General features: G+C 67.3%; 24 protein-coding genes, 1 tRNA gene and 3 pseudogenes. 11 read left to right on the top strand and 17 right to left on the bottom strand.

Features of this window, described 5'->3' with window-relative positions; genetic code table 11:
- Positions 1–4 precede the first annotated feature (4 nt).
- Both WAF18_RS15405 and thiS read right to left on the bottom strand, forming a co-directional pair.
- Positions 5–805, bottom strand: coding sequence for a thiazole synthase (locus WAF18_RS15405; RefSeq protein WP_183426695.1), 801 nt, complete (start codon positions 803–805; stop codon positions 5–7).
- 503 nt (positions 806–1,308) lie between these two features.
- Positions 1,309–1,509 (bottom strand): sulfur carrier protein ThiS, encoded by a 201-nt coding sequence (gene thiS / locus WAF18_RS15400; protein WP_337245879.1) that lies wholly within the window; start codon positions 1,507–1,509, stop codon positions 1,309–1,311.
- A gap of 173 nt (positions 1,510–1,682) precedes the next feature.
- On the opposite strand from thiS, the gene WAF18_RS15395 reads away from it, so the two are divergent.
- From WAF18_RS15395 to WAF18_RS15385, 3 genes and pseudogenes are all read left to right on the top strand, one after another.
- A complete protein-coding gene (locus WAF18_RS15395; RefSeq protein WP_337245878.1) occupies positions 1,683–3,536 on the top strand; it encodes an autotransporter domain-containing protein in 1,854 nt (617 codons plus the stop codon).
- A gap of 79 nt (positions 3,537–3,615) precedes the next feature.
- Positions 3,616–3,689 (top strand) — tRNA-Gly (locus WAF18_RS15390).
- A 240-nt stretch (positions 3,690–3,929) separates the two neighbouring features.
- Positions 3,930–4,130: pseudogene (locus WAF18_RS15385) on the top strand (Arm DNA-binding domain-containing protein); the annotation flags it as partial.
- A 359-nt stretch (positions 4,131–4,489) separates the two neighbouring features.
- Here WAF18_RS15385 and WAF18_RS15380 read toward each other — a convergent pair.
- From WAF18_RS15380 to WAF18_RS15350, 7 genes and pseudogenes are all read right to left on the bottom strand, one after another.
- Positions 4,490–5,629: pseudogene (locus WAF18_RS15380) on the bottom strand (TIGR03752 family integrating conjugative element protein); the annotation flags it as partial.
- A complete protein-coding gene (locus WAF18_RS15375; protein ID WP_337245877.1) occupies positions 5,619–6,524 on the bottom strand; it encodes a TIGR03749 family integrating conjugative element protein in 906 nt (301 codons plus the stop codon). The gene WAF18_RS15375 and the pseudogene WAF18_RS15380, both read right to left, overlap by 11 nt.
- Positions 6,521–7,201 carry a PFL_4703 family integrating conjugative element protein gene (locus tag WAF18_RS15370; protein ID WP_337245876.1) on the bottom strand — a complete coding sequence of 227 codons (681 nt, stop codon included), beginning with the start codon at positions 7,199–7,201 and terminating at the stop codon, positions 6,521–6,523. The genes WAF18_RS15375 and WAF18_RS15370 overlap by 4 nt, the downstream gene beginning before the upstream one ends.
- Entirely contained in the window at positions 7,198–7,596 is a 399-nt protein-coding gene (locus tag WAF18_RS15365) for a TIGR03750 family conjugal transfer protein (protein WP_337245875.1), read from the bottom strand. The genes WAF18_RS15370 and WAF18_RS15365 overlap by 4 nt, the downstream gene beginning before the upstream one ends.
- A gap of 10 nt (positions 7,597–7,606) precedes the next feature.
- Entirely contained in the window at positions 7,607–7,975 is a 369-nt protein-coding gene (locus tag WAF18_RS15360) for a TIGR03745 family integrating conjugative element membrane protein (protein ID WP_337245874.1), read from the bottom strand.
- A 15-nt stretch (positions 7,976–7,990) separates the two neighbouring features.
- Entirely contained in the window at positions 7,991–8,224 is a 234-nt protein-coding gene (locus WAF18_RS15355; protein WP_337245873.1) for a TIGR03758 family integrating conjugative element protein, read from the bottom strand.
- Positions 8,221–8,586: an RAQPRD family integrative conjugative element protein gene (locus WAF18_RS15350; protein ID WP_337245872.1), complete on the bottom strand. Its 366-nt coding sequence runs from the start codon at positions 8,584–8,586 to the stop codon at positions 8,221–8,223. The genes WAF18_RS15355 and WAF18_RS15350 overlap by 4 nt, the downstream gene beginning before the upstream one ends.
- A gap of 208 nt (positions 8,587–8,794) precedes the next feature.
- On the opposite strand from WAF18_RS15350, the gene WAF18_RS15345 reads away from it, so the two are divergent.
- Complete coding sequence (locus WAF18_RS15345) at positions 8,795–9,175, top strand: hypothetical protein (RefSeq protein ID WP_337245871.1); 381 nt, start codon at positions 8,795–8,797, stop codon at positions 9,173–9,175.
- 18 nt (positions 9,176–9,193) lie between these two features.
- On the opposite strand, the gene WAF18_RS15340 is transcribed toward WAF18_RS15345, so the two are convergent.
- The gene (locus tag WAF18_RS15340) at positions 9,194–10,096 is read right to left on the bottom strand and encodes a bacteriophage abortive infection AbiH family protein (RefSeq protein WP_337245870.1); all 903 of its coding nucleotides are present in this window, start codon (positions 10,094–10,096) and stop codon (positions 9,194–9,196) included.
- A 106-nt stretch (positions 10,097–10,202) separates the two neighbouring features.
- Between WAF18_RS15340 and WAF18_RS15335 the strand changes: the two genes are divergently transcribed.
- From WAF18_RS15335 to WAF18_RS15315, 5 genes are all read left to right on the top strand, one after another.
- Positions 10,203–10,877, top strand: coding sequence for a hypothetical protein (locus WAF18_RS15335; RefSeq protein WP_337245869.1), 675 nt, complete (start codon positions 10,203–10,205; stop codon positions 10,875–10,877).
- The gene (locus tag WAF18_RS15330; RefSeq protein WP_337245868.1) at positions 10,870–11,571 is read left to right on the top strand and encodes an RES family NAD+ phosphorylase; all 702 of its coding nucleotides are present in this window, start codon (positions 10,870–10,872) and stop codon (positions 11,569–11,571) included. Before WAF18_RS15335 ends, WAF18_RS15330 begins: the two co-directional genes overlap by 8 nt.
- The gene (locus WAF18_RS15325; RefSeq protein WP_337245867.1) at positions 11,572–12,624 is read left to right on the top strand and encodes a DUF3800 domain-containing protein; all 1,053 of its coding nucleotides are present in this window, start codon (positions 11,572–11,574) and stop codon (positions 12,622–12,624) included. It abuts the gene before it with no gap.
- Positions 12,625–12,725: 101 nt separating this feature from the next.
- Positions 12,726–15,350: an AAA family ATPase gene (locus WAF18_RS15320; protein ID WP_337245866.1), complete on the top strand. Its 2,625-nt coding sequence runs from the start codon at positions 12,726–12,728 to the stop codon at positions 15,348–15,350.
- Between the two features lie 37 nt (positions 15,351–15,387).
- Positions 15,388–16,428 (top strand): hypothetical protein, encoded by a 1,041-nt coding sequence (locus WAF18_RS15315; RefSeq protein WP_337245865.1) that lies wholly within the window; start codon positions 15,388–15,390, stop codon positions 16,426–16,428.
- Between the two features lie 8 nt (positions 16,429–16,436).
- On the opposite strand, the gene WAF18_RS15310 is transcribed toward WAF18_RS15315, so the two are convergent.
- The 7 genes and pseudogenes from WAF18_RS15310 to WAF18_RS15280 form a co-directional block, all read right to left on the bottom strand.
- Positions 16,437–17,186 (bottom strand): TIGR03747 family integrating conjugative element membrane protein, encoded by a 750-nt coding sequence (locus WAF18_RS15310; protein WP_337245864.1) that lies wholly within the window; start codon positions 17,184–17,186, stop codon positions 16,437–16,439.
- Entirely contained in the window at positions 17,183–19,345 is a 2,163-nt protein-coding gene (gene traD, locus WAF18_RS15305; protein WP_337245863.1) for a type IV conjugative transfer system coupling protein TraD, read from the bottom strand. Before traD ends, WAF18_RS15310 begins: the two co-directional genes overlap by 4 nt.
- Positions 19,346–19,349: 4 nt before the next feature.
- Positions 19,350–19,888, bottom strand: a pseudogene (locus WAF18_RS15300) (integrating conjugative element protein).
- The gene (locus WAF18_RS15295) at positions 19,885–20,460 is read right to left on the bottom strand and encodes a lytic transglycosylase domain-containing protein (protein ID WP_337245862.1); all 576 of its coding nucleotides are present in this window, start codon (positions 20,458–20,460) and stop codon (positions 19,885–19,887) included. The pseudogene WAF18_RS15300 and the gene WAF18_RS15295 overlap by 4 nt, the downstream one beginning before the upstream one ends.
- Entirely contained in the window at positions 20,457–21,179 is a 723-nt protein-coding gene (locus WAF18_RS15290; RefSeq protein ID WP_337245861.1) for a TIGR03759 family integrating conjugative element protein, read from the bottom strand. The genes WAF18_RS15295 and WAF18_RS15290 overlap by 4 nt, the downstream gene beginning before the upstream one ends.
- Positions 21,180–21,193: 14 nt before the next feature.
- Positions 21,194–21,844 carry a hypothetical protein gene (locus WAF18_RS15285; protein ID WP_337245860.1) on the bottom strand — a complete coding sequence of 217 codons (651 nt, stop codon included), beginning with the start codon at positions 21,842–21,844 and terminating at the stop codon, positions 21,194–21,196.
- On the bottom strand, positions 21,841–22,410 hold the full coding sequence (locus WAF18_RS15280; protein WP_337245859.1) for a PilL N-terminal domain-containing protein: 570 nt from the start codon (positions 22,408–22,410) through the stop codon (positions 21,841–21,843). The genes WAF18_RS15285 and WAF18_RS15280 overlap by 4 nt, the downstream gene beginning before the upstream one ends.
- Positions 22,411–22,570: 160 nt before the next feature.
- Here WAF18_RS15280 and WAF18_RS15275 point away from each other — a divergent pair, with 160 nt between their 5' ends.
- Complete coding sequence (locus tag WAF18_RS15275; RefSeq protein ID WP_337245858.1) at positions 22,571–24,355, top strand: AAA family ATPase; 1,785 nt, start codon at positions 22,571–22,573, stop codon at positions 24,353–24,355.
- Positions 24,327–26,156: an ATP-dependent helicase gene (locus WAF18_RS15270; protein WP_337245857.1), complete on the top strand. Its 1,830-nt coding sequence runs from the start codon at positions 24,327–24,329 to the stop codon at positions 26,154–26,156. Before WAF18_RS15275 ends, WAF18_RS15270 begins: the two co-directional genes overlap by 29 nt.
- Positions 26,157–26,189 lie beyond the last annotated feature (33 nt).

Here is a 26,189-nt window from a genome sequence, read left to right as displayed (position 1 = left end):
GGCGTCAGCCGACCAGGCCGTCGACCGGCGAGGATGCGCTGGCGAAGCGCTTGCGCGGGATGCGCCCGGCCAGGAAGGCCTCGCGGCCGGCCTCGACCGCCTTGCGCATCGCCGAGGCCATCAGCACCGGGTCGCGGGCGCCGGCGATCGCGGTGTTCATCAGCACGCCGTCGCAGCCCAGTTCCATCGCGATCGCGGCATCGGAGGCGGTGCCGACGCCGGCGTCGACGATGATCGGCACCTTCGCGTTCTCGACGATCTCCAGCAGGTTGTAGCGGTTCTGAATCCCCAGACCCGAGCCGATCGGCGCAGCCAGCGGCATCACCGCCACGCAGCCGATCTCTTCCAGGCGCTTGGCCAGGATCGGATCGTCGGAGGTGTAGACCATGACCTCGAAGCCGTCGGCGACCAGTTGCTCGGCGGCCTTGAGCGTCTGCACCACGTCGGGGAACAGCGTGCGCTGGTCGCCCAGCACCTCCAGCTTGGTCAGGTTGTGGCCGTCGAGCAGTTCGCGGGCCAGCCGGCAGGTGCGCACGGCTTCTTCGGCGGTGTAGCAGCCGGCCGTATTGGGCAGGATCGTGTAGCGGTCGGGCGGCAGCACGTCGAGCAGGTTGGGCTCGCCAGGGGTTTGGCCAATATTGGTGCGACGGATCGCGACGGTGACGATCTGCGCGCCAGCGGCTTCGGTGGCCGCACGGGTCTGGTCGAGATCCTCGAACTTGCCGGTGCCGGTCAGCAGGCGGGAGCGGTAGGTCTTGCCGGCGATGACGAGGCCGGCGTCGCGCGAGGGGGAAGGAATGCTCATCCCGGGATTATCGCCCAAGCGGCGCGGGTGTGCCGGACGCGTCAGCGACGCGTTCGCGAGCGGTTCTTGGAAGGGCGGTCCGCGAATGCGTCCGAGCCGGAGGGCTCGGACAAGTGCTCATGGTGCTGGTGACAGCCCCGCTGCCATCCATGGCGTGGCGGTACAGGTGTCGGGCTGTCCTGCCCGCACGTCCCTGTGCGGGCGTTCGCCCCGCATCCGATGCCGGATGGCATCGGATCAGCGCCCGGACGCGCGGTGGGGTGTGGTGGCCGCCCCTGGCGGGGCGGTGCTGGCTCCGGGTTGCCCTGCCCGCACATCCGTGTGCGGGCGTTCGCGAATGCGTCCGAGCCGGAAGGCTCGGACAAGCGCTCATGGTGCTGGTGACAGCCCCGCTGCCATCCATGGCGTGGCGGTACAGGTGTCGGGATGTCCTGCCCGCACGTCCCTGTGCGGGCGTTCGCCCCCGCATCCGATGCCGGATGGCATCGGATCAGCGCGGGGGCTCACCCCCCTCCCAGTGCGTGGACAATTTCGACGTGGTCGTCGTCGGCCAGGACGTGGGTGGCGTGGCGACCGCGCGGGACGATCTCGCCGTTGACCTCCACCGCCACGCGGCGCCCGCCCAGTCCCTGGGCCTGCAGCAGGGCGGCGATCGTGCTGCCCGGATCGATATCGGCGTCTTCGCCGTTGAGTCGGATGTTCATGCCGCGATTGTCCCTGTTCGCGGGGCAGGGCGCACGCCGGGCCGGGCGGCGGGCATGACGCAGTGCGGCGTGCCGTGCCCGGCGCGCGGCGGGATCATCGCGGCAATGCGGTCCCGTACGGGGCCCGGTCGCCAACCGGCAGATAATCGCCGCCCTTTTCAGGAGAGCCCCCCATGTCGTCATCCAGGCCGATCCGTGCCGCCCTTGCCGTCGCGCTTGCCGCAGCGGCCGTTCCGACGCTCGCCGCCGACACGTTTTCCCGCACCGTGTTCTTCGGCGACAGCCTGACCGATTCCGGCTACTTCCGGCCGGTGCTGGTGCGCAATGTTGGGCCAGAGACCGCGATCCTCGGCCGGTTCACGACCAACCCTGGGCTGACCTGGGCCGAGCACGTGGCCGATCGCTACGGCACCGATGCCAGTGCCAACGGCAACGGCCAGACCGGTGACAACTACGCGGTCGGCGGCGCCCGCGTCGCGATCGATACCGGCGGCGCCCTCGGCGCGACGCCTTCGCTCGCCACCCAGGTGCGCACCTATCTGGCAGCCAACGGTGGCCGCGCCGACGCCGATGCGCTGTATTCGGTCTGGGGCGGCGCCAACGACCTGTTCGCGGTGGCGACCAATCCGGGCCAGGCGCAGCAGATCATCGGCGCGGCGGTGACCGCGCAGGTCGGCCTGGTCGGCGCGCTGCAGGACGCAGGCGCGCGTTACGTGCTGGTGCCGTCGATCCCGGACGTCGGCCTGACCCCGCAGTTCCGTGCCGGCGGTGCCGCGGCGATGGCGCAGGGCACCGCGCTGTCGACGGCCTACAACGATGCGCTGTACGGCGGTCTCGCCTCGCAGGGCCTGCGGGTGATTCCGGTCGACACCTTCCACTTCCTGCAGGAAGTGACCGCCGATCCTTCGCGTTACGGCTTCACCAATGTCACCTCGGTCGCCTGTGCGACCCAGCCGGCGCCTGCCGGTGCGTCGTCGTTGTTCTGCAACCCAGGCTCGCTGGTCGCGCCCGACGCGGCCAATACCTATCTGTTCGCCGACGGTGTGCACCCGGCCAGCCGTGCGCAGGCGATGATTGCGGACCTGGCTGTGTCGATGATCGATGGTCCGCAGCAGATCGCCGTGCTGCCGCAGTCGGCGTCGATGACCGGCCGCGCGCGCGCCGATCGCGTCGCCAACCGGATGAGCCTGGCCGCCGCGCCGGTCGAGGGGCGGCGCTGGTGGGCCGACGTGCGCGCCGACATGCAGCGTTACGATCACGGCGATGCCTACGACGGCGTCGGCCCGGCGCTGACCGCCGGCCTGGACTGGACGTCGGGCGCCACGACCTTCGGCGGCTTCGTCGGCTACGGCCGGCAGGGCAACGACTGGGGCCTGCGCCGCGGCAGTTGGGACCAGAGCGAAGCGACCATCGGCGGCTTCGCGCACTGGCGCAGTGCGGCCGGTGGCTGGGTGAACCTGCAATTGAGCTACAGCTGGCTGGATTTCGACACCGACCGCGCCGTGCAGATCGGGCCGGCGACGCGCGTGCACAGCGGCCAGGCCGATGGCAGCAACACGACCGCCGCGCTGTATGCCGGCTGGACCTTCGGCAACGGCCCGCTGGAGCATGGTCCGGTGCTGTCGGTGGTGGGGCAGCGCATCGAGGTCGACGGCTTCGCCGAGAGCGATCCGACGATGTCGACCTCGCTGGCCTATCCCTCGCAGGACATCGACTCGCTGATCGGCAGCGCCGGTTGGCAGTTCGCCTATGCCGGCGATGGCGGCGTGCGGCCGTATGCGCGACTGACGGTCGATCGCGAGTTCGAGGACGCACCGACCCAGGCCTGGGCCCGCGCGCAGTCGCTGCCTTCGACGCTGGACTATGCGGTGCCGGCCCGCGGCTACGACCGCAGCTACGGCACCGCGACACTCGGCACCCAGGCGCGTCTGTTCGGCCTGGATGCCAATGTCGGCGCCACCCTGACGGTCGGCCAGAAGGCCGGCAGCCACACCACGGTGTTCGCGACCCTGGGCGCTGGCTTCTGACCGTCGCGCGGCCGGCGCGACGCCGCCCGCGCGGCGGCGTTGCCAAGCCGCGCCGCGGCGGCATAGACTGAGGCCCTGCGCGGGTGTAGTTCAATGGTAGAACTGCAGCTTCCCAAGCTGCTAGCGTGGGTTCGATTCCCATCACCCGCTCCATTCAAACAATCCAGGGACTTCCAAGGAAAGCCATGGAGCGTTGTAAGTCACTGATCTGGTTTGAGGTTTTCCCCTCTTACCAGGCCGCTGACATCCAGCGAAAACCACCGACAGCCACCCCCAAGTGGTCCTAAAAGTGGTCACAAATCAATGCGGAGCGCCCTGTGCCGCATTGTTGCTGGAGGAGCCGGCCCCCGGGAATGACGATGCATCCAACTCGCTTCATGAGGAGTTGGACTCATGCTTACAGACGTCATGGTGCGGCAGGCCAAGGTCACCGGCACCCCGTACGCCATCGCGGACTACGATGGTCTCTATCTGCACATTTCAGCGATCGGGACCAGGGCCTGGTACTTCCGCTACACCTGGCTCGACCAACGTGCCCGGCTGTCGCTGGGCAGCTACCCCGAGCTCTCGCTGCGCGAGGCGCGCGAACTGCGCGACCAGGCGCGCTCGCTCATCGCCAAAGGCATCAACCCCCGGCTCGATCGCAAGCAAAAGCGCCAGGCGACCAAGCTCGCCGGCCAGAACACCTTCATGGCCGTCTACGAGAAGTGGATGGAGCACCGGCAGCTCACCCTGGAGGAAGGCCGCCAGAGCTCGCTCTCCCAGATCCGGCGTGTCTTCAAGAAGGATGTCTTCCCGCATCTGAAGCGCCTGACCATTTACGAGATCACCCGTCCGATCCTATTGGAGATCATCGGCCGCATCGAAAAGCGGGAGTCTCTGTCGGTGGCCGAGAAGGTGCGTGCCTGGTTCAAGCAGTTGTTCGACTATGCCATGGTGGTCATCCCTTCCATGGAGACAAATCCTGCCAACGACCTGCATGTCGTGGCCGTGCCGCTGCCCCCGGTCGAGCACAACCCGTTCCTTCGGATGCAGGAACTGCCCGAGTTCCTGCAGACGATGCGCAAGTATCCCGGTATGCTGAAGACGCAACTGGCCATCCGCCTGCTGCTGCTCACTGGGGTGCGCACGCTGTCCTCTGGGATGGTGCGGATGGTGCCGTCGTGGAACACGAACGTGATGCTGCGCACCTGGCCGCGCACGCACGAGAGCGTCCAGTCGCCCGCGGCGGTGCCGCTGAAGACGGCGCCGGCCACGTCGGGGATGTCGATGCCGTTGGCGGTCAGGTTGTCGGGGCCGACCAGGACCTTGAACGGATACGGATCGTTCACCGTGCCGTCGATCGGCACCCGGCCAATCAACGCGGTCATCGCGACCGAGCCCATCAACGTGGAGTTCGTCGGCACCGTGTAGACCGCCTTGGCGGACGTCACGCCCGCTGCACGGGCACCCGCATCGGTCACGGTCTCGACGGTGTTTTCCAGCGTGCGCTGGGCGGGGCCGAAGCTGGTCGGGAAGCTCGGGCCGGTGTTGCTGCGTCCCTCGGGCTGGCGCGCATCGTCGGGCTCGACCCAGCGCGTTCCGGCTTCGCTGCCGAAGCCCTCACCATCGCCGTCGCGCAGGCCCAGGCCGACCGGCAGTTCGCCATGGCCGCCGCGGTTGCCGATGCTCTCCAGCCGCCGCTGCAGGTCCTCCAGCAGGCCCTCGGTCTGTTGCCGCTCGCCGGCCAGGCGCTCCTGGTCGCGCTGCAGGTTGGCGCGCTCGGTTTCCAGCGCGGAACTGATGCGCTGGTCGATCGCACCCTCGCGCTGCCGCAGGCGCTCGTTCTCGGCGCGCTGACTCTGGTTCTCCGACATCGCCGTCTGCAACTCGGTACGCAGTTGCTTGACCTGGGCGACGAGCGTGGCGACGGTGTCGCGCGGCGTGTCCCCCTCGATGCCGAGCGCCTTCATCTCCTCCGGGCTGAGCTGGCCGCCGGCATCGACTGCGGCGGGCGTCTCGCCACCGCCGCCCGAGAACAGCCGCACGCCGGCGAACACCAGCAACAGCAGCACGGGGATCATCAGCCACTTGAGCAAGCCGTTACTGCGCATCGTCATCCCCTTCAGAATCGCCTTGCGGGCGCGCGGCGGCCGGCAGATGAACCGTGGGATCGATGCGCGGGATGGACGGCAACAACGACGTTGCCAGGCCCCGGCCGCGGGTCACGAGGTAGACCACGGTGGTGTCTTCCGGCGTGCCACGCGGCCCCAGGCTGGCGTGCTGGAAGGTGGCGGTCAGGAAGTCGCCCTGCAGCGCGCGCGGATCGAGCTGCACCCAGCCGGCACCGGTATTGGTCAGCCGCACGGCGGTCACCCACTGATCTTCGAGCCGCCACGCGGCCAGCGCCGAGGCACCGACCGGCTCGGTCGGCAACAGCGTGCGCAGATCGAGGTCGCGGCGCAGGTTGACGCGCATGACGCCGACCACCGGCTCGATCGTGCGCAGCGGCGCGTAGAGCTGCTGCGCGGCGTGGCGGGTGAGCACCACCGGCACCGGCGTCTCCCGGCGCGGGGCCGGCGTGGCACGCGACGGTGCGCCTGTCACGGCTGCATCAGCTGGAGCGCCATACCGCGTCGCGGCGGCGCTACCCTCGACGATGCGGACCGGCTCCAGGGCCGGCTCGCCGTCATTGGCCGGATGCGCAGCGATGTCGAGCAGGATCAGCGCGCCGCTGTCCGCATCCTGCAGCTGCAGGCGGGTCGGTTCGATCGGCTCGCTCGCACGCAGGTACACGGCACCGCCGGCGCTCTGCACGCGCAGCCGGTCGCCGACGCTCGCCGGTACGCCGACGCGCACGTTGCGATCCACGAACACGATGCGCTCTTGCCCGACGGTAAGCGGGACGGCCAGCGGCAGCCGCTCCCAGCGCAGGATCTCGACCGCGCTCGCGGCGGGGACGACCAGTGCGAACAGCAACGGGCCGAGCCAGACAGTCGCTCGAATCATGGGGTGTCTCCTTGCGTGCCGAGGCCGCCGCGGGCGGGTGGCTCGGGGTTCGGTGCGGCGATGCGCTGCGGCGCGCCCTCGTAACAGTTGATCGCCAGGCCGAAGGGATTGCGGGCCGGATCGACGTCGGCGCGCACGACTTTCAGCGGGTAGCGCACCAGCGCGCGCTTGACTTGCTCCGACCCGTGGTACTCATCGGCGCTGATGTCGAGAGTCACGATCCAGTCGCGGTCGGACACCGTGCGGACGCGCGCGGTGGGGTTGTCGCCGTAGCCGCGCCCGGGGATCTCGTAGATACCGCGCACGCGCTGGCGCAGTTCGCCGGTGCTGCGCCGGTAGTCGTAGTCGGCCTTGAGGAAGGTCTGGCACGACGGCGTCAGGTGCGGCGAGAGCACGTGCAGGTTGCGCGCATAGTCGTCCTCGCCGTTGGTCGGCCAGCGATGCAGCTGCTGCCAAACGTAGAAGGTGAACGCGTAGACGCTCTCGGGCGGGACCTCCCACCACTTGCGCGTGCTGCCGGAGCGCAGGTCGGGCGGCACGTGGATCGTCAGGTCGCGCGGCGCGCTCCACCAGCCGCCGCCCATGACCAGCGCGATCAGCAGCAGCGCGCTGGCGCCGATGCGCAGTGTCTTGATGTGGGCCTGGAGCTGGACGATCTCGTTCTTGAAACGGCTCATCGCGCCAGCCTCCGCACGCTCCACAGGCCCGAGCGACGGACCAGTGCATGCCCGCCGACCCAGCCGGCGAGCAGCGGATGCCTGGAGGCGATGCGCCACTGCAGCTGCCGGTACAGCCAGGTGTCGGGTCGACCGCGTTTCTGGCGGCGCAGGAAGCCGCCGCCGGCGAACACACCGGCGGCGATGCCCAGCACGATGCAGGTCGGGGCGATCGCGATGGTCGAGAACATCCAGGACAGCGGTGCGCCGATCAGCAAGCCGGCCGCGCCCGACAGACCGCAGCAGACCCACAGCTCATCGGCCGTCAAGCCGCGCACCACCACGGGATGGCGGTTCAGGCGGTGTGGCAGGAAGGACACGGTGCCGTCGGCGCGGACATGCTGGTGCTCGGACATGGCCGCTGCCTCAGAGGATGCCGGTCGCTTCGGTGAGCAGCCAGATGCCAATCACGAGCAGTACGGCACCGATCGCGACGGTAAGGCCGAACTGTCCCCAGGTCTTCTTGCCGGTATGGATCTCGGCGTACGTGCCGTAGGCGTGGTAGCACACGCCGATGAACATGCTTGCGACCACCAGCAGCGCGACCAGCAGCACGATGTCGTAGCCGTAGTTGCGGATGGTCTGCATGATGCCGCTGCCCGCGCCGCGCGACGGGTCTTCCAGGGTGGGCAGGCCCTGGGCGAACGAGACCGCCGGCAGCGCTGCGGCCCCCAGGGTGGCGGCCGCGAGCGCCGAACGCTGCAGCAGGTGCGTGGGAGAGAAACGGGACTTCATGGCGAGGACCTCCGGTTACGAGAGCAGGAAAAAAGTCAGGACCAGGTAGATCGCGAGGAACCTCACGACCACGCCGAGGAACTGACGCTGGTTGATTCGGTTTTCCGCCCAGCCGACGTAGGCGGTGCGTATGGCCCAGGCGCCCCACAGCAGCAGCACCGCGAAGACGAAGCCGACCAGCACGGTCGCCATGACGCCGGGCGCGACGCCGCCGTTGGCCTGGAACGCGGACACCTGGGCGGCGTTCATGGACGCGGCTCCAGATCGGTGTCGGGCTTCGATTCGCTGCTGTACTGGCCGCCGAGCGCATCGGGGTCGCGCGGCTGTGCCCGCGACGGCGTCAGGTGGTCCTCGATGCCGGCGCGAACGCGCGCCAGATCGGCCAGAAGACGCGGGTAATCGAAGTAGTAGCGGCCACCGGGCAGCGACGGCACATTCGCCGCGCTCTGCGCGACGAAGCGCTCCAGCGCATCGACCTGGCGCAGCGCGGCGGCCAGCTCCTGGCGCTGGGCCGGACTTTCGTCGGCCATCGCGGGTGTCGCCAGCACGGCGACAAGGAGAGCGATCGCGAGCCCGCCCCAGGCGGTGCGCGATCGAGATGGGAGCAGCATCGCGCCATTCCTTCCGTCAGATCAGCAATGCGGTGATCGTGGTGGCGGGGCGCTTTCTTGGCTGCAAACAATAGGAACCGCGAGGCGACCGGATTGATGCCTGACCTGTGCCCGTGCCGGCCTGATTGCACGCGCCCGTGTGGACTTGCGGGATGGCGCGCATCGTGGGACTGAGCGCCGAGCCGCGAGGCCGGGCTATCCTTTGGATATGTCAGGTCTCGGCCATCTGCGGCTTCTGCACTACCGGCTAGAGGGCCGGCGTGCGGTGGCGTGCGGCGTTGAGGAGTGGGTGGGGTGGTTCGAGATCGCTGATCGCCGCGTGGCGGAGACCTGGATCGACGACGTCCGCGTCTCGACCGTATTCCTCGGCCTGGACCACAACGCCTTTCCAGGCCGCGATCCTGCGCTGTTCGAGACGATGGTCTTCGTCGAAGGTGAACCGACCAGCGTTCGCCGCTACTTCATCTGGGAAGAGGCAGAAGAGGGCCACACGGTGACGGTGGCGGAGATCGACCGGGAGATGCAGGAAGCCCAGACCGGGGCAGAGGTGGCACTGGGCGCGTTGATGAAGCGGTGGGCGGCGGTCTAGGGCGACCGCCCGGCGTCCTTACAGCATGTCCCACGGCATCGGCCGGCACGCCCCCGGCTGCAGTCCCATGTCGATCAGGCGCTGTTCCTTCTCGGGCCACTCTTCCGCGTTGCGGCAGGCGACCGTCCACCGCGCTGCGGCGATGCCAGGCTGTTGAAGGAGCGTCCGAAAATAGGTCGCGTCGACCGGAGACAGGGAGTGGCCCAGCACAATCACGTGCTCGATGGTATCGAGCGCCTCGAAGAATGGCCTGTGCCGGGCGATCAGTTCCTCGGAACGCTTGAAGGTGTCCGAGAAGTAGTCGTCGATGGTGTCGTTGGCCTCCACTAGGCGGGTATCGACCTCCTCGATGTCCGCGCGCTCGTTCAACGAGCGGCGGGACTGGGGATTCCAGGCATGGCCCAGCACCAACTCTTCGTCTGCTTCATCGGCGCGGCCGTGGATGTGCAGGACCTGCGCCGGATCGATGCCATAGAGCCTGCTCAGCGTGCTCGTGTAGTTGAAACTGAGGAACAGCGCCCGGGGGGCCAGCCCGGCCAGCCGCCGCGGAGCGGTCTCCGGTGTGGGGATGGGTAGCGCTCTGATCCATTCGGCGAAGCGCGTCCGCAGTCCGGTGGATAGTCGCTCGACGACGTTGCCGACCTCGTACTGGAAGTCGTGGTGCCCCGAATCGCTCCAATCCTCGGCCCCGTAGGACCCCATGAAGTGCCCCAGGTTGTCGACCAGCATGTCGGCATCCAGCTCGGCCAGGGCCAGCTCCAAGTCGCACCAGTCCTCACCGGCCGGCAAGTAGTCCTCGACGTCCCGGTGGATCTCACGGTCGGCGCCCAGGACGTACTGCTTGAAGGCCCCGAGGCCGGAGGGAATGTCGTGCCAGAGGTCGAACCCGTTTCCGATGATGTAGAGCGTGATGGGACGCATGGCGTGCTCCGCTGGGTGTTCTGGTTGCCCGGGAATTCGGGTAGTTGAAAGTTATATGGGATATGATACTATTAGATAGTCTAAATAACCCATTGAGGACCCAGCCATGAGCGTCGTAACAGACCACCCCGGCGTGTCGACCTTGGTGGGCACGCCCAAGGAAATCCAGGCCCGGCTCGGCCGATCCCAGGCCGACCGGGTGCTGGTGGTGGCGTTCGACCACATCAAGCCCAATGTCTTCGCGGCGCTGGCGGAAAACTTCACCAATGTCGCGTCGTCCATGTTCGAGGTGCTACTCGAACGCCAGGACCGCGAATCGCTCGAACGGTTGGCCGAGGTGCTGGTGCCGCGCAGTCCGCCGTCGCCCAGGCTGCTGAAGGAAGCGAGCATGCTGGTGCAGGCACGCAAGGCGGTGCTGGAGAGCGGCGATTGGCTGACGGCCGCGCAGATCGCGCAGCTGGCGGGATTGAGCACACGCAATCCGAGCGCACAGCCCAACAAGTGGAAGAAGCAGGGCCAGATCTTCGCCATTAGCCATGGCGGCATCGACTACTTTCCGGGCTACGGCCTGGATGCCGATGCGGGCTTTCGTCCGCTGAAGTCGCTGGCCAAGGTCATTGAGGCCTTCACCGGCCACAAGGACGGCTGGGGCATGGCCTATTGGTTCCGCTCCGAGAACAGCTTTCTCGGTGGCAAGCGCCCGCAGGATCTGCTGGCCTCGGCGCCGCAGCGTGTCATCGCGGCCGCCGAGGACGAGATCCAGGAAGTCGCCCATGCCTAAGCGTCGTCCGCAGCCCGCCGCGGATGACGAGCCGGCCAGCGCGCCGTCCTCGGTTACGCCTGAGCCGGCGGGCGACCTGCACGCCTCTTTCACGGAACTGGCCGAGGGGACGGTGCTCCATCGTGTGCACCAAAGCCAGTACCAGGCGGACCAGTTCAACCCGGGCGTGCGCGGCAACGCCCGCTTCAGTCCGATCCAGGACGACCAGGGACAGGCGATCTCGACGCTGTATGCGGGCACCACGCTGCCGTGTGCGCTGATGGAGACCGTCTTCCACGACGTCCCGCATACCGCTGGTTTCAAGAGCTTTGACAAGGCCAAGCTCGCTGGGCAGGTCCATTCCACTGTCCGGGTCGAAGCGGACCTGCAGCTCGTCGACCTGTCCAGCGTCGCGCTGCGTAAGCTCGGGGTGACGCGCAAGCAACTCATCGACACGGAGAAGGACCAGTACCCCGCGACCCGTGAATGGGCCATGGCGTTCCACCGCCAGTGCCCTCAGGCGCAGGGACTGTCCTGGGTGTCGCGGCAGGACGACTCGGCGCGCGCGGTGGTGCTCTTCGGGGACCGCATCGCTGCGGGCGCGCTCCAGGCTGGAGGTGAATCGCAGAGCTTGACCGAAGACCCCGGCACCTACGACGCCGTGCTCGATCTTGCGGACCGGATCGGGGTCTCCGTCGTTCCGGGGAAGAGTTGAATGGAATGCTTCCGGATCGACGAGAGCGGCTACACCGGCTTCGACCTGCTCAATCCCGAGCAGCGGTTCCAGGGCGCGACGGCCATCGCCATCGATGACGACGAGGCCAGGCGCCTGATCCGCGAGCACTTTCCGAAGCTACAGGCGGACGAGCTCAAGTACCGGGCCCTGGCGCGACGGCCGGCCAACCGCCCCCGCCTGATGGCGCTGCAACGCGACTTGCTGAGCCAACACAAGTGCGTGACCTATGTCTGTGACAAGCGTTACCTGTTGCTGCTGATGTTCCTGGACTACGCCGTCGAGCCGTTCTACTACGAGCGCGAGATGGACTTCTACGAGGACGGGCAGAACTACTCGCTGGCATCCCTGCTGTACACGGTGGGGCCGGTGCTGCTCGGGCCAGGCGCTCTCGACCGCCTGCTGGCGAGTTTCCAGCGCGCGGTGAAGGAAAAGAGCCCGGCGGCGCTCGCCGACCTGGTCCAGGCTGCGCGCGCCTCGCGCTGGCAGGAATTGCCGGAAGCGCTGGGCCCCTTGGCGCAGTTCGCCGCTCCCGAGTGCCTGCGGGCGATCGCCACGCCCGGTGTCAGCACGGATGCTGCCCTGGTGGTGCTGCAGTCCCTGGTCAGCCGGATGGAGGCGATGGCCGGCGGTCCGTATCGGGTCGAGCACGACCGGTCGAAGAACCTGCTGACCTATCACGACTTGCTGCAGCGCTACATCCGCCACGAGGACGTGGTCACGTTCCGCCAATCGGAGATCGCCAGCATAACCTTCCCGCTCAAGCTCCAGTCGGTAACGCAGGTCGACTCCCGGAACAGTCCCGCGGTGCAGCTGGCGGACGTGATGATCGGCGCGGCCATCGAAGCGGCGAACACGCTCACGGGACAACGCACCGGGGCGCTGGACGCCCGGGAGGTCATGGCGTTGTATGCCGATCACCAACTGATCCACATGCTGCCCTCGATCGATTTCGACGAGCAAAAGCGCTTCCGCCAAGGGACGCAGGCGGCCCAGGTCATCGACTATTTCGCGGAGAACTTCCACAAGCCATAACCGTGGAGGGAAGCACGACCCACCCGCCGCCCGAGCGCGGGTGGCCGATCAATACCGCCAAGGACGCCACCCAGAGCGTCTTTCTGTGTAGAGGGGGCTGCATGGCAAGCATTCTTTCGGAGTACCACCGCTTCCTGGCGCACTTGGCGCAGCGGCAGGTGAACGACGATGTGCGGCGGCTTGCGCACTTGGTGCTCGATCACCTGTCGCCACTGGCCGAGGTCGGTGCTGCGCGCCGCGGGCGATCGACGCGCCTGGCGCCGCTGGCCATCGCGCATCTGGCGGAAATGCCTGTCGCCTACGACGCGGACGCCCGCGGGCCCGAGACCGGACCAGCGCTCGGCAGGCTGCACCAGCTCGAAGTCGGGCCGTTCCGGGGATTCATGCGCCAGGAGACGTTCGACCTCAGCCATGACATCACCCTGGTCTACGGTGCCAACGGCACCGGCAAGAGCAGCTTCTGCGAGGCCTTGGAAGTGGCGATGCTCGGTTCGATCAGCGAAGCGCAGGCCAAGCGGGTGGACCAGCGAATCTATTGCAACAACGCTCGCCTGCGCCGCCACGTCGCGCCGGTCCTGTCGTCCAGGGCGGCGGGCGAAGCGCAAGCCGTCCAGCCTGACGAAGCCGAGTACCGCTTCTGCTTCATCGAGAAGAACCGCCTCGACGACTTCGCCCGTATCGCCGCGCGGACCCCGGGCGATCAGCGCCAGCTCATCGCCACCCTGTTCGGGGTGGACCAGTTCAGCGAGTTCGTGCGCGGCTTCAACCCCTCGCTCGACCAGGACCTGATGCTTGCCGGCGTGCAGGCGGCGCAACTGGCACAGCGTCGCCTGCAACTGGCGAACTCCGAGCAGACGATCGCCGCCTACCCGCAGAAGATCGCAGCGGTCGAGGGCCTGGAACAAGCCTTGGCACAGCGCGTGTCGCCTGGCGCGACCTACCAAGCCTGTGCCGACTGGCTGCTCGGTACACCGCAGCAACAGGGGCGGCTGCCGTACGTCCAGGCACAACTGGACGCCACCCCGCCTGCCATTCATGAGGTGACCCAGCCCCGTCTGCAGGCGTTGCTGGCAGAGGCCTACCGCGTCCAGGGACTATGGCAGGCGTCTTCCGCACAACTCGCGGCCCGCGCCGGCGAGGTGTCGTACGCGAAGCTCTACGAGGCCGTGCTCGCCCTGGCCGACGGGGCGACTGCGTGTCCCGCATGTGGAACCGGACTGGCCGCGGTGGCGGAGGATCCGTTCGCTAGGGCGCGAACGGGCCTGGAGCAGCTCGCGCAGCTGGCCGCCCTGCAGCAACAAGAGGCCGGGCTTCGGACGCAGCTGAGCGAGGCGGTCCGAGCGCTGTGGGACGAGATGCGCCGCGTGGTGGCTGCTGCTGCAGTCGCCTGTCCTGCCGAATCGCAGGCTGCGGGCCTGCCGCTGCTGCCTCCAACGTCGGCGGGCAACTGGCTCGGCGCCTGGGTGGAAGGGGAACAGCGCGCCTGGCAAGCCCTGCTGCGAATCGCCGCGATCATCGAAGGCTTCGACGCGCAGGCGCGTGACGTGCATGCCCAGCGTGGCGCGCTCGCCCAGGAGCGGGACCGCCTGCAGCAGCACCAGTTGGAGATCGAACGGCTGCGCACCATGCGGGCGACGGCCGATCAGGATCTTGCAGCTGCCCGCCAGACCGTCGCCCAGTTCGACGAGGCCAACCGCGAACTGATCGACGCTGTCGCGGCGGAAGTGCCAATGGTGGCGCACCACCAGCGGGTCAAGACTGCATACGATGACTTTTTGCCCGAGATCCAGTCCTACCTGGCCGCGCTGCCGGGCGTGCTGCTCCAAGGGCTGGGAGAGCAGGCACGCCAGCTCTACAACGCATTCAACCGGGCGGATCCGCCCGGCGATTTGCTGCACGCGCTGTGGTTGCCCGTGGCCGAGAACGGCAAGATCGAGGTGGAGTTCGCCGATGAGCCTGGCGTCCGATACGACGCGCTGATCGTCTTCAGCGAGGGGCATATCAAGTGCCTCGGCCTGGCGATCCTGCTCGCCAAGAACATCGCGCAGGACTGCCCGGTGGTCATCTTCGACGACGTCGTCAACGCGATCGACGATGACCACCGCGACGGCATCTGGCGCACCTTCTTCGAGGATGGCCTGCTCGACGGCAAGCAGGTGATCCTCACCTCGCACGCCGAGGAATTCCTGCATCGCATCCAGCAGGAGCTGGGTGCGCGGCGCGCCCGCGCCATCAAGCGCTACAAGTTCCTCCCGCACCAAGGCGAGCACGAACTACGCGTCGACAGCGATCCGCCGACGAAGAACTACGTTGTACTCGCGCAGCAGGCCTTGGCAGCCGACGAGAAGCGCGAGGCGCTGCGGCAGGCCCGGCCGGCGCTGGAGAGTCTGACCGACAGGCTCTGGACATGGCTGGGGCGACGTGCCGATGGGCGGATCGAGCTCAAGCTCGCGGGGCCGCGGTCGCCTTGGGAACTCAACAACAAATGCAGCAAGCTGCGTTCGGCCATAGATCGGATCGCGGCGCAGCATGCCGGCGCGCCGCAGGTCGTCGCAGCCCTGACCGGACTGCTCGGCATCGGCGCTGGAAGTATCGAATGGGGCTACCTCAACAGCGGCGTGCACGACTCCCAGCGCGACTATGAGTTCGATCGCGCCACGGTGAATACCATTGTTGAAGCTGTTAGCGCCCTGGATGCGTCGTTGCCGGTACTGCTTAATCGCTGAACCTCGCCCAAGGTTTTTTCCAATCACCGAAAAGCACGTGCTGCAGGAGAAACAAGATTTGAAGTACGACCATCAGAAAATGCTCCAGGTGATTCGAGTCTTCTTCCCTGAGCAGCGCAAGTGGGTCGCCAGGATCCTGATTGTTTCGGCGATCCCGATGCTCACCGGTCCGATCTGGGAGCCGTACTTGAATGCAGTACTGCGGCGGTACGGTGACTTGGTCGTGCCGAATCCCAACGCGGTCGCGGGCTGGATCCTCCTGGCCTGCGGCCTCACCGTAATTGTCGCCAACGAAGTGCTCGACCGGTGGCCGAGAAAAGTTGAGATATCCATCGAAGACAAGGCGGATCGCAAAACGCTGGTGACGCTGTTCTCAGAACTGCATCTTCCGACAATCGACAGTTTTATCCACTATGGCAAGCTCTCGATTACCTATGTTCCGGTGCTGCACCATTTCGCGGGATTGGAGGGGGTGATCCATGCTTCGAACTTCCATCTTCACGACCGGGCGCTGAAGATGGAATTGGACAGGTTCCACGCTGCGCTGGCAAAGGCCCTGTCCTTCGGCGAGTATTTCGTCGAGATGCCGAACATGGAACTCCAGAAGTTCGACAGCCGCCGCGATGTACACGCTGACCCTCGCGCACGCGAGGCGCACGACACCTTCCTTCAGTCCGTGTACGACACCGAAGTCAGCCTGCGCGCTTTGTGTTCTATGGTGCGCTCCAAGTACCCCGAGTTCGACTTCGACGCGACAAATCGTCGAGCCATCGAGGACTACCGCAGCTACCACACCAAGCCATCGCCCGAGTTGTCCGATAGCGAGTTCGCAGTGCTGAGCGAGATCGTGCAACTTGAGGAGATGCAGCAGGCCCCCACGTTGCAGAACTTGGCGAGCGCGCTGGGGATGCCGAAGGTTGACGTTCAGGTTGCCTTGGACAAGTTGCAGGAAGTCGGGCACGTGAAGCATCTTTATCCCGGCGCACTGCATCAGAAATACACGATATTGCCGTCTGGGCGCGCGCTGTTCGTACGACTCAGGGACGCACTCCGCCAAGCAGATCCTTCACCGAATTGATGGCGCCGTTAAAGGTACTTCTTGAAGCTGCCCGCAGTGAGATTCGTCGCTAGGCTGAGTAGTGCCGCGCTCGGCAGCAGAATCCACAGCGGATGCAGCGACACCGGCAGCGCGAGATAGATCACCCAGGGCAGCACGACCAGCGGCAGAAGACTGGCCTTGGCCCGATGGTAGATGAAGCCGGATTCTCGGCCAGCGCCGAAACGGCGGATATCTCGCCGTACCAGGCCATCGACCAGGCCGACGAAGGCGGCCAGGCCGAACAGCGGCAACGTCAGCACCAGCACCAGCAGGCGCACCAGGAAGGTCAGCGTGGTGAAGGCGGCGGCGACCAAATAGCTTTCCGCCCACACGTAGACCTGGCTGATGAAGTAGCGGAAATCGCGCGTGCCGCTGCGGCTCGGCGCCCGTGCAAGTTCGGCGGTGCTGTCCATCTTGGCGAGCAGCCCGGTCTTGACGAAGATCCATTCGTAGCCGACCTGAACCAGTTGGTGCGCCGTGCGGCCCGGTTCCTGCACGATCGCGCTGCGCGTGAAATGGCCGGACAGGTGGCCCACTTCGGCCTGCAACATGGCCTGGGAATGACGCCAGCCCTGGTCCTTCCAGAACAGGTGCATGCCGACGCACTCGACCACGATCGAGATGAGCAGCGAGGCGACCAGCACGCCGAACACCCGGAACGGCAGCGTGATCAGACCGACGATGAGGCCTTGCCGACGGTTCTGCTGCTGCCTCGCGGTGGAGGCGGTATCGCTCACGGCCGCACCTCGCCGTCGGCGGCCTGTTCGCCGGCCAGGTCGTCGAGCAGGTCGTCCGGCAAGGCCTTCTCCTGCAGGCCGGGCGCGCCCAGGTTCTCCCACCACTGGCCGCTCTCGGTGTAGCTCTGGCGCATATAGCCGGCCAGTTGCTGCAGGTCCTCGGGCATGGCCTCGTCCGGGTCGGGTGCCGGCAGCGGCATGCGGACCTTCCACAGCTGACCACCCTGCAGCAGGGCGAAGCACTGCCCCTTCGGCAGGCCGACGACGTGCGAGGGCTCGATCATCGGCACGCTCGACATGCTGATGCGGTCCTGCGTGTTGGAGGTGAAATCGGTGGTGCCGCGCACGTCCGAGCTGTCGGTGGCGCCGCTGACGATGGTGGTCGAATACACCTCGACCTTAGGCAGTTGCCGAGTCAGCAGCTCGGCGGTGGCGGTTTCGCGCACCCTCATCATGAAGAGGTTGTTGAAGTTGCCGATCACCTGGCCTGCTTTGGCCCGATTGCCGATGCGCGCCTCGATGTCCGACAAGGTCTGGGTGTAGGCCGTCACCTGGACGCCGGCACCGCCCCCCTTGTTGATCATCGGGATGAATTCATCCCCCATGAGCTCGTTGAATTCGTCCGCGTGCACGTTGATCGGCACCTTGGCGCCCGTGCGCGCGTCCGGCAGGCCGTCGTCGATGCCGAACTTGTAGATGTGCCCGGCCACCGAGACCAGGTCGCTGAACATGCTGTTGCCCACCGCAGCAGCGACCTCGGCATCGGACAGCGCATCGAGCCCCACATAGACCACCGCGCGCTTGCGGATGATCTGCATCCAATCGAAGATCGGGCGGGGGTCGTTGAGGTCAGTGTAGTTCGGCGCGAGCAGCTGCGAGATCTTGCCGCTGGTCAGCTTCTCCAGCAACGGCAGAAGACTCGCGACGATCTTGTCGAAGTAGGTCTTGTCGTAGCGCACCGCGCTACGCAACCCATCGAGCACCGGGTCGTAGTTGCGTACCTGGGACAGGTACTGTTCGAGCGCGATCACACGCTTCTCGCGGCCGATCATGTTGCGCGGGATGTTCTTGTCGTTCAGGCGCGCCTCAAGCTGGACGATCACTTCCCACGCCTTCGGCTCGGTCTTCGCGAAATAGTGCTGGGCGTACTCGATGAACAGCGCATCGATGTTGATGACGTGCCGTTGGATCAGCAGGTAGTCCGGCCGCTGCCCCAGTTCGATCAGGGCCCTTGCGATGATGTTGACGAAGCGCCATGCGAACTCGCGGAAGGCCGCGCTGTTGCCCTCGCCGGACAACTGCCCGGCGATGCGCGTGGCGACCTCCGAGATCCGTCCGAACCGCCCCACGGCGTTGTAGCGGGCGCTGATCTCCGGCCAGCCCAGGTGGAAGATGTAGAACTCGCCCTCGCGGCCCGCGCGCTTGGCCTCCACGTACATGCGCTTGAGCAGATCCGCATCGCCTTTGGGGTCGAACACGGTGACCACCTCGTGCTCGCCCTGCGCATTGCGGCGCCGAATGTCCTGCGTGATGAACAGCTCCGCCAGCCTGGTCTTGCCGACGCGAGTGGTGCCCAGCACCAGCGAGTGGCCGACCCGTTCGCCCAGCGGCAGCGAAACGTCGACTTCCTCCGGCTCGATGCCGTGCAGGCGCGGCAGGCCGCCCACCGGCGGCAAGGGGCGCACCGGGTTGAACGCCACGTCCCAGCGGGTCAGGTCAGCGATGCGCGAAAGCGGGAAAGGGGCGAACTCCAGGCGCTCTTCCAGCCTGCGCGCGAACTGGTAGGCCAGCGTCGGCTCGACGTAGCGGCGGAACTCCGGCCGGTACGTCTGCATCAGGCGATGGGTGTGCTTCTGTTCCCAGAGAAAGCCGCGGCCGATGAACAGCCGCTGCTGGCTGACCGGCACCTCGCGGCTGGTCATCACGTAGCGCGGCAGGCGACGGATGTTGCGGCGGTAGCGCAGGATGATGCGCGCTTCGCGCAGGCGGATCGTGCCGAAGGCCGAGAAGGCCGCGGCGCCGCCGATGCCGATCACCGGGCTCAGCGCGAGCGACCAGGGTGCCACCAAGCACAGTGTCGCGGCGCCGGCGCATACCGCAACGGTGTATAGCTCCACCGGCGGGCGCAACAGGACTTCGACCGGCTGGCTGCTCGCCATGGGGTCATTGCTCGATGCCGGTGCTGGTGATCAGCACGGGGTAATGGCGCACGCCCAGCCGCTCGGCCAGATCGTCCGCCGCCACCGGTGACAACGGCACACCTGGCAGCAGCGCACGCAGGCGGGCCAGACCGTCCGCCGTCTTGACGTTGACCACCAGGCCGGCCGCGCCACGCTCGCGCAACAAGGTCGCCTGGCGACGCAGCCAGGCGTGCGACACGTCGTCGTCGCCGACCAGGAAGAACGGCCGCAGGCCAGGCGCCTCGATGACGCGGCGCGCCACCGTACCGGGCGTCAGGCTGGGGCTGCGTCGGGCAGCATGCTCGCTTGGCCAGCGGGGGATGCCGGCGCCTGCGGCACGGCGATGGCCGGCTGCGCCACTCCCTGGCGGCGCGGCTGCAGGTCGAGCGCCTCGTAGTACGGCAGCGCGGAAGCGCCGCCGCGGTCGTCGACCACGATCAGCGGTTCGGACGCCTGCAGGTGCAGCGTCCAGGCGGTCAACAGGCAGGCCAGGCCGCGGGCGGCCCATGCGGTCGAGGTCATCGTGAGGTCTCCTTGCGGATGGCGGCCGCGGCGTGCGGGGTGCCCAGCACGCGGTCGAGGTGTTTCGACACGCTGCGCCGGTAGCGCGCGGCGGGCGCGCCGCCGGCCGGCCGGTGGTAACGGCCGATGGCGACGATCCAGTCCTCGTCCGGGGTGTGCTGCTCGCGCAGGATCTGGGCGGCGATGTCGAGGTTGCGGTACGGGTCCAGCAGGTCGCATGGGCGGCTGTAGCGCTGGCGGTGATAGCCGAGGTTGACCTGGCCGAGGCCGGCGTCGATGCGCGTGGCCGGCAGCTCGCGCAGCGCACGGTGCAGGCCCGTGCAGGCTTCGGCGCGAGTGGCATAACGGCGGGATTCGCCGGCGACGTTGAGCGACCACGGCCAGGGCACGATGCGGCCTTCGCGGCGCACGCCGCTTTCCTGAAGGGCGACGGCGTACAGCACGCTCGACGGCACGCCGGCGCGCTGCGCCGCCAGCTGGTATGCCGGCGGGGGGAGTTCCTGCGCACCGGCAACGCCCGTTGCCAGGCTGGCGGCCAGCAGACTCGCCGCCAGCGGCCGGGCGAGGCTCATGGCAACCGCTGCCATCGGCCTTCGACCTGGCGGACGGTGGCGGGCAGCTCGCCGGGCAGTCCCAGCGACAGCCAGCGGCCGCCATCGTGGTTCAGGGTGATCTGGCGGTTGCGCACCTTGTCCGGGTCGATGCGGACGCGGCGCGCCCACTCCCGGATCCGCGCGTCGTCGGCCCGGCTACCCACCACATAGACGTCGAACGGCGAGCCGGCCGCCTGCAGGCGCTGCACGGCCTGGTCGCAAGGCGTGCAGCCATCGCGCACGAACACGGCCGTGCGTCCACTGCCGCCGACCGCCGTGCGTGCGATGCCCGGCGATGCCGCGTCGGGCAGATTGACGCGCTGTGCGCCGGGATGCAGCCGCTGCCATGCTTCGTCGTAGGCGCGCTGATAGGCCAGCAGCTTCTCCACGCGGCGCGCTTCGGCCTGGACCTGCAGTTCTGCATAGCGGCGCCGTTCCTCGTCGGAGCGCGCCTCCATGCCCAGCGCCGTGAGTGGATCGAGGTTCGGGGTGTAGATGCCCAGCGGCCCTTCCATCAGCTCGCGGTAGCGCGTCCATTCCTCGCCACGCAGCCCCCAGTCGCCCGCCAGGCGTTCGTCCTGGCTGCGCTCGACCTGGCTCTGCACGGTCCGCGACTGGGCAGCGGGAGCCGGCTGGGCCCAGGCCGGAACCTGGAGGGCGACCATCAGGGCTGCGGCAAGGAACGACGGTCGTTGCATGGCACCGGCCTCCGTTAGGGAATCGCCAGCCGGCGGGTTTGTTCGCCGAGGCGGAACACGGCGGTCTTGCCGTCGATGGCGTCGAGCCGCCACTGGCCGACGGTCTCGCCGGGGAGTACGACCTGGATCTGTGTGGGCGACCAGCCAGCGCCGGTCGGCGCGACCGACAGACTGCGCTGGCCCGCGCGCAGCTCGACGCCGAGCACCTGGAACGGGATCGGGTCTTCCTTCGCAACGGCTGCTGCCGGGCGCGCCGCGCGGGGCTGCACCGGTGCGGTGGGCCGCACGGCCGCTTGCCGTGCCTTGAGCTGATCCAGCTCAGTACGCACTGCCGCCAGTGCGTCGATGGTGGCCAGCCCGGACAGCGTCTTCTCGATCTGCGCGAGACGTGCGTCGAGGCTCTGGCGCGTTCCCTGCAGTGCCGCCACCGTGGCCGGCTCCGGCCGGGTCTGCAAGGCCTGGACGACGTCGGCCAGCTCGGCCACGCGCGCGTCGAGCTGCTGCACCTGGGCCTGCGTGGTATCGAGCTGCTGCCGCCCGGCGAGGTCGCCTGTCACGCGGAAGCCGATGACGATGGCCACGCTCAGGCCGATCAGCCATGCCCACAGCAACAACTGCAGCACGAGGGTCGCGGTGGATCGCGAGGCATGCGGGGCGCCGTTCATGGCTGCTCTCCTTCGACGATTGGGAAGGTCTCTGCGGCGCCGGGCGCTGGCGCGTCGGTGGCAGGTACGACGGGCGAGCCGACCGGGCCGACGAAGCAGACCTGCCGGGCACGGTCATCGGCCTGGAGATCCCAGGCCGGGCCGGCCAGTGTCAGCAGCGCGTCGCGCAACGTCAGCGGCCCCAGGCGCAGGTGCGCGGCCGGCAGCGGGAGGGAATACAGCTCGATGACGGCGTGCGCCGTCTCGCAGAGCTGGTAGCCACTGCGCTTGAGGACGTGGCGTAGGCCATCGCCGACTGTCGCGCGTGCGTCCTCGGGCAAGACCACGTCGACGACCTGCAGCAGCAGGTCGCGCTGCGCGGCGGTGGGCGCGAGCTCGACCAGGGTGTAGCGGCCATAGCGAACGACTGGCACGAGCTCCGGCTCGGCCGGAGCGGGGATGTAAACCGCCTCTTCGATGGGCGGTGGCGCAACCGGTGCTGCGGTCGTCGCGCAGCCGGTGGTCAAGGCGGTGGCCGCCAGCAGGCTGGCACCGGCCAGACGCCGGATCGGGCAATTGGCTTGCATGGCTCGGCTCTCTGGTGCAATAAGCCGATACCTTCGTTGGAGACGCCTGCTGGATCAGCAAACAATGCGAACCGTGCGCGGACCGGTTTGTTCAATGGCTGAATGGGGCGACTTCTAGGCGACTGCTACTATCAAAGGCCACACGGAAGAGGGATTTGAAATGCGGATTTCACGCGTCAGGCTGGTCAATTTCGCCAATTTCTCTGACGTGGATGTCGAGACCGGCGACAGCATCGTCATCGTGGGCGAGAACAAGGTCGGCAAGAGCAACTTCATTCGTGCCCTGCAGCTGATCCTCGACCCGGGATTGTCCGAGCGTGACCGGCAGCTGGGGCTTGAGCACTTCTGGGATGGCCTCGGCGCAGACAAGCTCGGCGAGACCATCGAGGTGTCGGTCGACCTGACAGACTTCACGGACGACCCGCGGCTGATGGCCCACCTCAACGACTGCGTCATCGATCCTGGGCCGCCCATGGTGGCGCGCCTGACCTATCGCTTTCAGCCCAAGGCCGGACTGACCGGGGCACCCGAATCGCTCAGGGACTATGAGTACGTGATCTTCGGCGGCAACGACCCCGAGATGCGTATCGGCGGCTCGCTCCGCCGCATGCTGCCGTTGGACGTCCAGGTTGCCCTGCGGGATGCCGAGAAGGATCTCGCGAGCTGGCGACACTCGCCGCTGCGGCCGCTCATCGAAGACCTGGCGGCATCGCTCGACGAAGATGCCCGCGAGGAGATCCAGCAGCAGGTCGACGCAGCGCAGCAGGAACTTGCCAGCCATGATGAGGTGATCGAGGCGGCAGAGCGGATCAGCGAGAGGCTGGTTGCCCTCGCGGGGGAGCAGCACGCTGTTCCACTGGACCTGGGCCTGGCACCGGCCCGGGTCGATGCCCTCTTGCGCAGCCTGCGGCTGCTGATCGACAACGGGGCGCGCGGCATCGGTGACGCGAGTCTCGGGACGGCAAACCTGATCTTTCTGGCGCTCAAGAGTCTTGAACTAGACCGGCTGGTGTCGGATGGCGAGCGCGACCACACCTTCTTCGTGGTGGAAGAGCCGGAGGCGCATCTGCATCCTCATGTGCAGCGGCTGGTATACCGCTACTTCCTGGGCACCGGTGCACAGGGCGACGAGGATGTGCCACCGCTAACGACGATCCTGACCACGCACTCGCCGCACATCGCCAGTGTTGCGCCGATACGGTCGATCGTCCTGCTGCGTCACGATGCGTCAGAGGGCAAGACCGTGGCGGTCTCTACGGCGAACGCTCCCTTCACTGAGCGCGACGAGGAAGACCTGCAGCGCTATATCGATGTCACGCGCGGCGAGATCTTCTTCTCACGGGGCGTCATTCTGGTCGAGGGTGATGCGGAGCGCTTCCTCATCCCTGCATTCGCGGAAGCGCTGGGCATCCCGCTCGACATGCTGGGAATCACGGTGTGCTCGGTGGGTGGCACCAACTTCACGCCTTACGTGAAGCTGCTGGGGCCTCATGGCCTGGACATCCCGCACGTGATCTTGACCGACCGAGATCCGGTCGACGGAAAGCCGCCGCGCGTGCGCCGTCGACTCGCCAACGTCCTCGACGTGGTCGAGCCCGACGACGACCACAGCGGATGGGATGTGGACGATGTTCTGGAGCGTGCCGGAGAACTCGGATACTTCGTCAATGAGAACACGCTGGAGCCTGAACTGTTCTACGGAGGTCTGGCCGAGGCGATGCAGCGAGTGATCAGACGGGAACTGCCTTTGAATCAGGCGAGCCGGGACGCATTGCAGGCTTGGGTGGACGATACCGACGACCTTGATGAAGAAGCGCTGCTGAACCTGATCGAGCGCATCGGTAAAGGGCGGTTCGCGCAGGCACTCGCGACCTTCGCCTCAGAGGACACCTGCCCGGACTACATCCGCGCTGCGCTTGAGCACATCCGTGATGCCGTCGTCTAGCGTCAGCTCGGCCTACCTGGCGCAGGCCGCAGACCTGGCTGGTAATCCCGGCCAGTTGGCCGCATACGAATCGCAGGGGCACTGCGTGGTGCTCGCCGGGCCTGGCAGCGGCAAGACGAAGACCTTGGTGCTGAAACTCGCACGCATCCTGGCCGAGGACGTGCGTGCGCCCCGTGGAGCGGCATGCATCACCTACAGCCAGGAATGCGCCCGCGAACTGACCCGCCGCCTCGAAGGCCTGGGGCTGCGAGAGGCTCCGAACTTGTTCATCGGCACGGTGCATGGCTTCTGCCTGCGGCATCTGTTGATGCCCTACGGGCGCCTGGCTGGACTCCCGATACCGTTTCCACTGGCGGTCGCGACGCAGCGCGTGAGCGACCGCCTGCTGCGGCAGTCGGGGGACGCACTCTTCGGTCCGAATCATCCCTACAAGGTCATCGATCTCGGTCGGCATCGGCGCTCGGTCCTCGACCGCAGCAGTGTTGTCTGGCGTAGCGAGGAGGAGCTCGCCGCCTGGGCGATCGCCTACGAAGCGGCGTTGCGCACCGAGGGACTGATCGACTACGACGACATGGTCGTCTTCGGCCAGCGGCTGATCGCCGAGCACGACTGGGTCTTGCCGCTGGTGCAGGCGAAGTTTCCAGTGCTCGCGGTCGATGAGTACCAGGATCTGGGCGTCGCGCTGCATCGGATCGTCAAGCGTCTGGCGTTCGACGGCGGCGTCCGCCTGTTTGCAGTCGGAGATGCGGATCAGTCGATCTATGGGTTCACCGGAGCCGACGGCGGCTTGCTCACGGAGTTGGCTGCGCGGGGCGACATCGAACGGGTCCAGCTCCAGCTGAACTACCGATCTGGCGCCAGAATCGTCGGCGCGTCGGAGTTGGCGCTGGGAGAGACCCGCGGTTACCGGGCGAACGACCCGGGACGCCAGGCATCCATCGCCTTCGTGATGCGTCCTGGCGGCTTGGCGGACCAGGCAGCGCATGCCATTGCCCAGATCATTCCGGCGGCGCTGGCCGCCAAGCCCGGTCGGACGCTCGGCGACATCGCCATTCTCTACACGGACTACCGCGCCGGGGATGTCGTCGCCGAGGCGGCGACGGCTGGTGGACTCGACTACATCCGGGTCGACACCGCGGCTCCGTATCGCAAGGTGGGTTTGACGAGTTGGGTCGAGGACTGCGCGGCCTGGTGCGCCGGCGGCTGGCGCACCGGCCGGCCCCAACTGCGGGGTTTGATTGACCGCTATCTTGCCTTCCGCCGCGCGCATCTGGACGAGGGCGAGGCCAGACGTGAGGGCCAGGCCCTGACCGCGCTGTTGTGGTCGCTGCGCCAGGATGCTCAACCCGCGCGTGAGTTCGTTGCGGCGCTTCGGACCGGCATCCTCGATGGACTGCTGGTCGCGGAGCCCGCGCTCGCGGACCAGAAGGAGCAGTTGGACCGCATGACGGCGGCACTCGCCGCTGGTGGCGCACTGGCTTCGCTGGATATCGTGAGCCTGGGGGGGCGAGACGGGTCGCCGGCACATCTGAATCTGCTGACCCTGCACTCGGCCAAGGGCTGTGAGTACGACGTGGTCATCATGGTCGGCCTCGATCTTGGAAACCTGCCATGGAACAGGGCGACTGCCGAAAAGCTGCGTGAGAGCCGGCGCCTCTTCTACGTGGGCCTGACGCGCGCACGCCATGAGGTCCACATGCTTTACTCGGGCTTCGTCGACACCCCCTATGGCGTCAAGCGGAATGGGCGTTCACCGTTTCTCGATGAGTTGGAGGAACGAATGCGTCTTGCAGGCCTGTAGCGGCTGCCGAGGCGGACCAAGCTTCAAGTCCGG

Origin of the sequence: Luteimonas sp. gir (assembly GCF_037198055.1) — a bacterium.
Lineage (GTDB): Bacteria > Pseudomonadota > Gammaproteobacteria > Xanthomonadales > Xanthomonadaceae > Luteimonas > Luteimonas citri_A.
The sequence above is the reverse complement of the archived record's forward strand: the minus strand, read 5'-3'. Positions and strand labels throughout refer to the sequence as shown.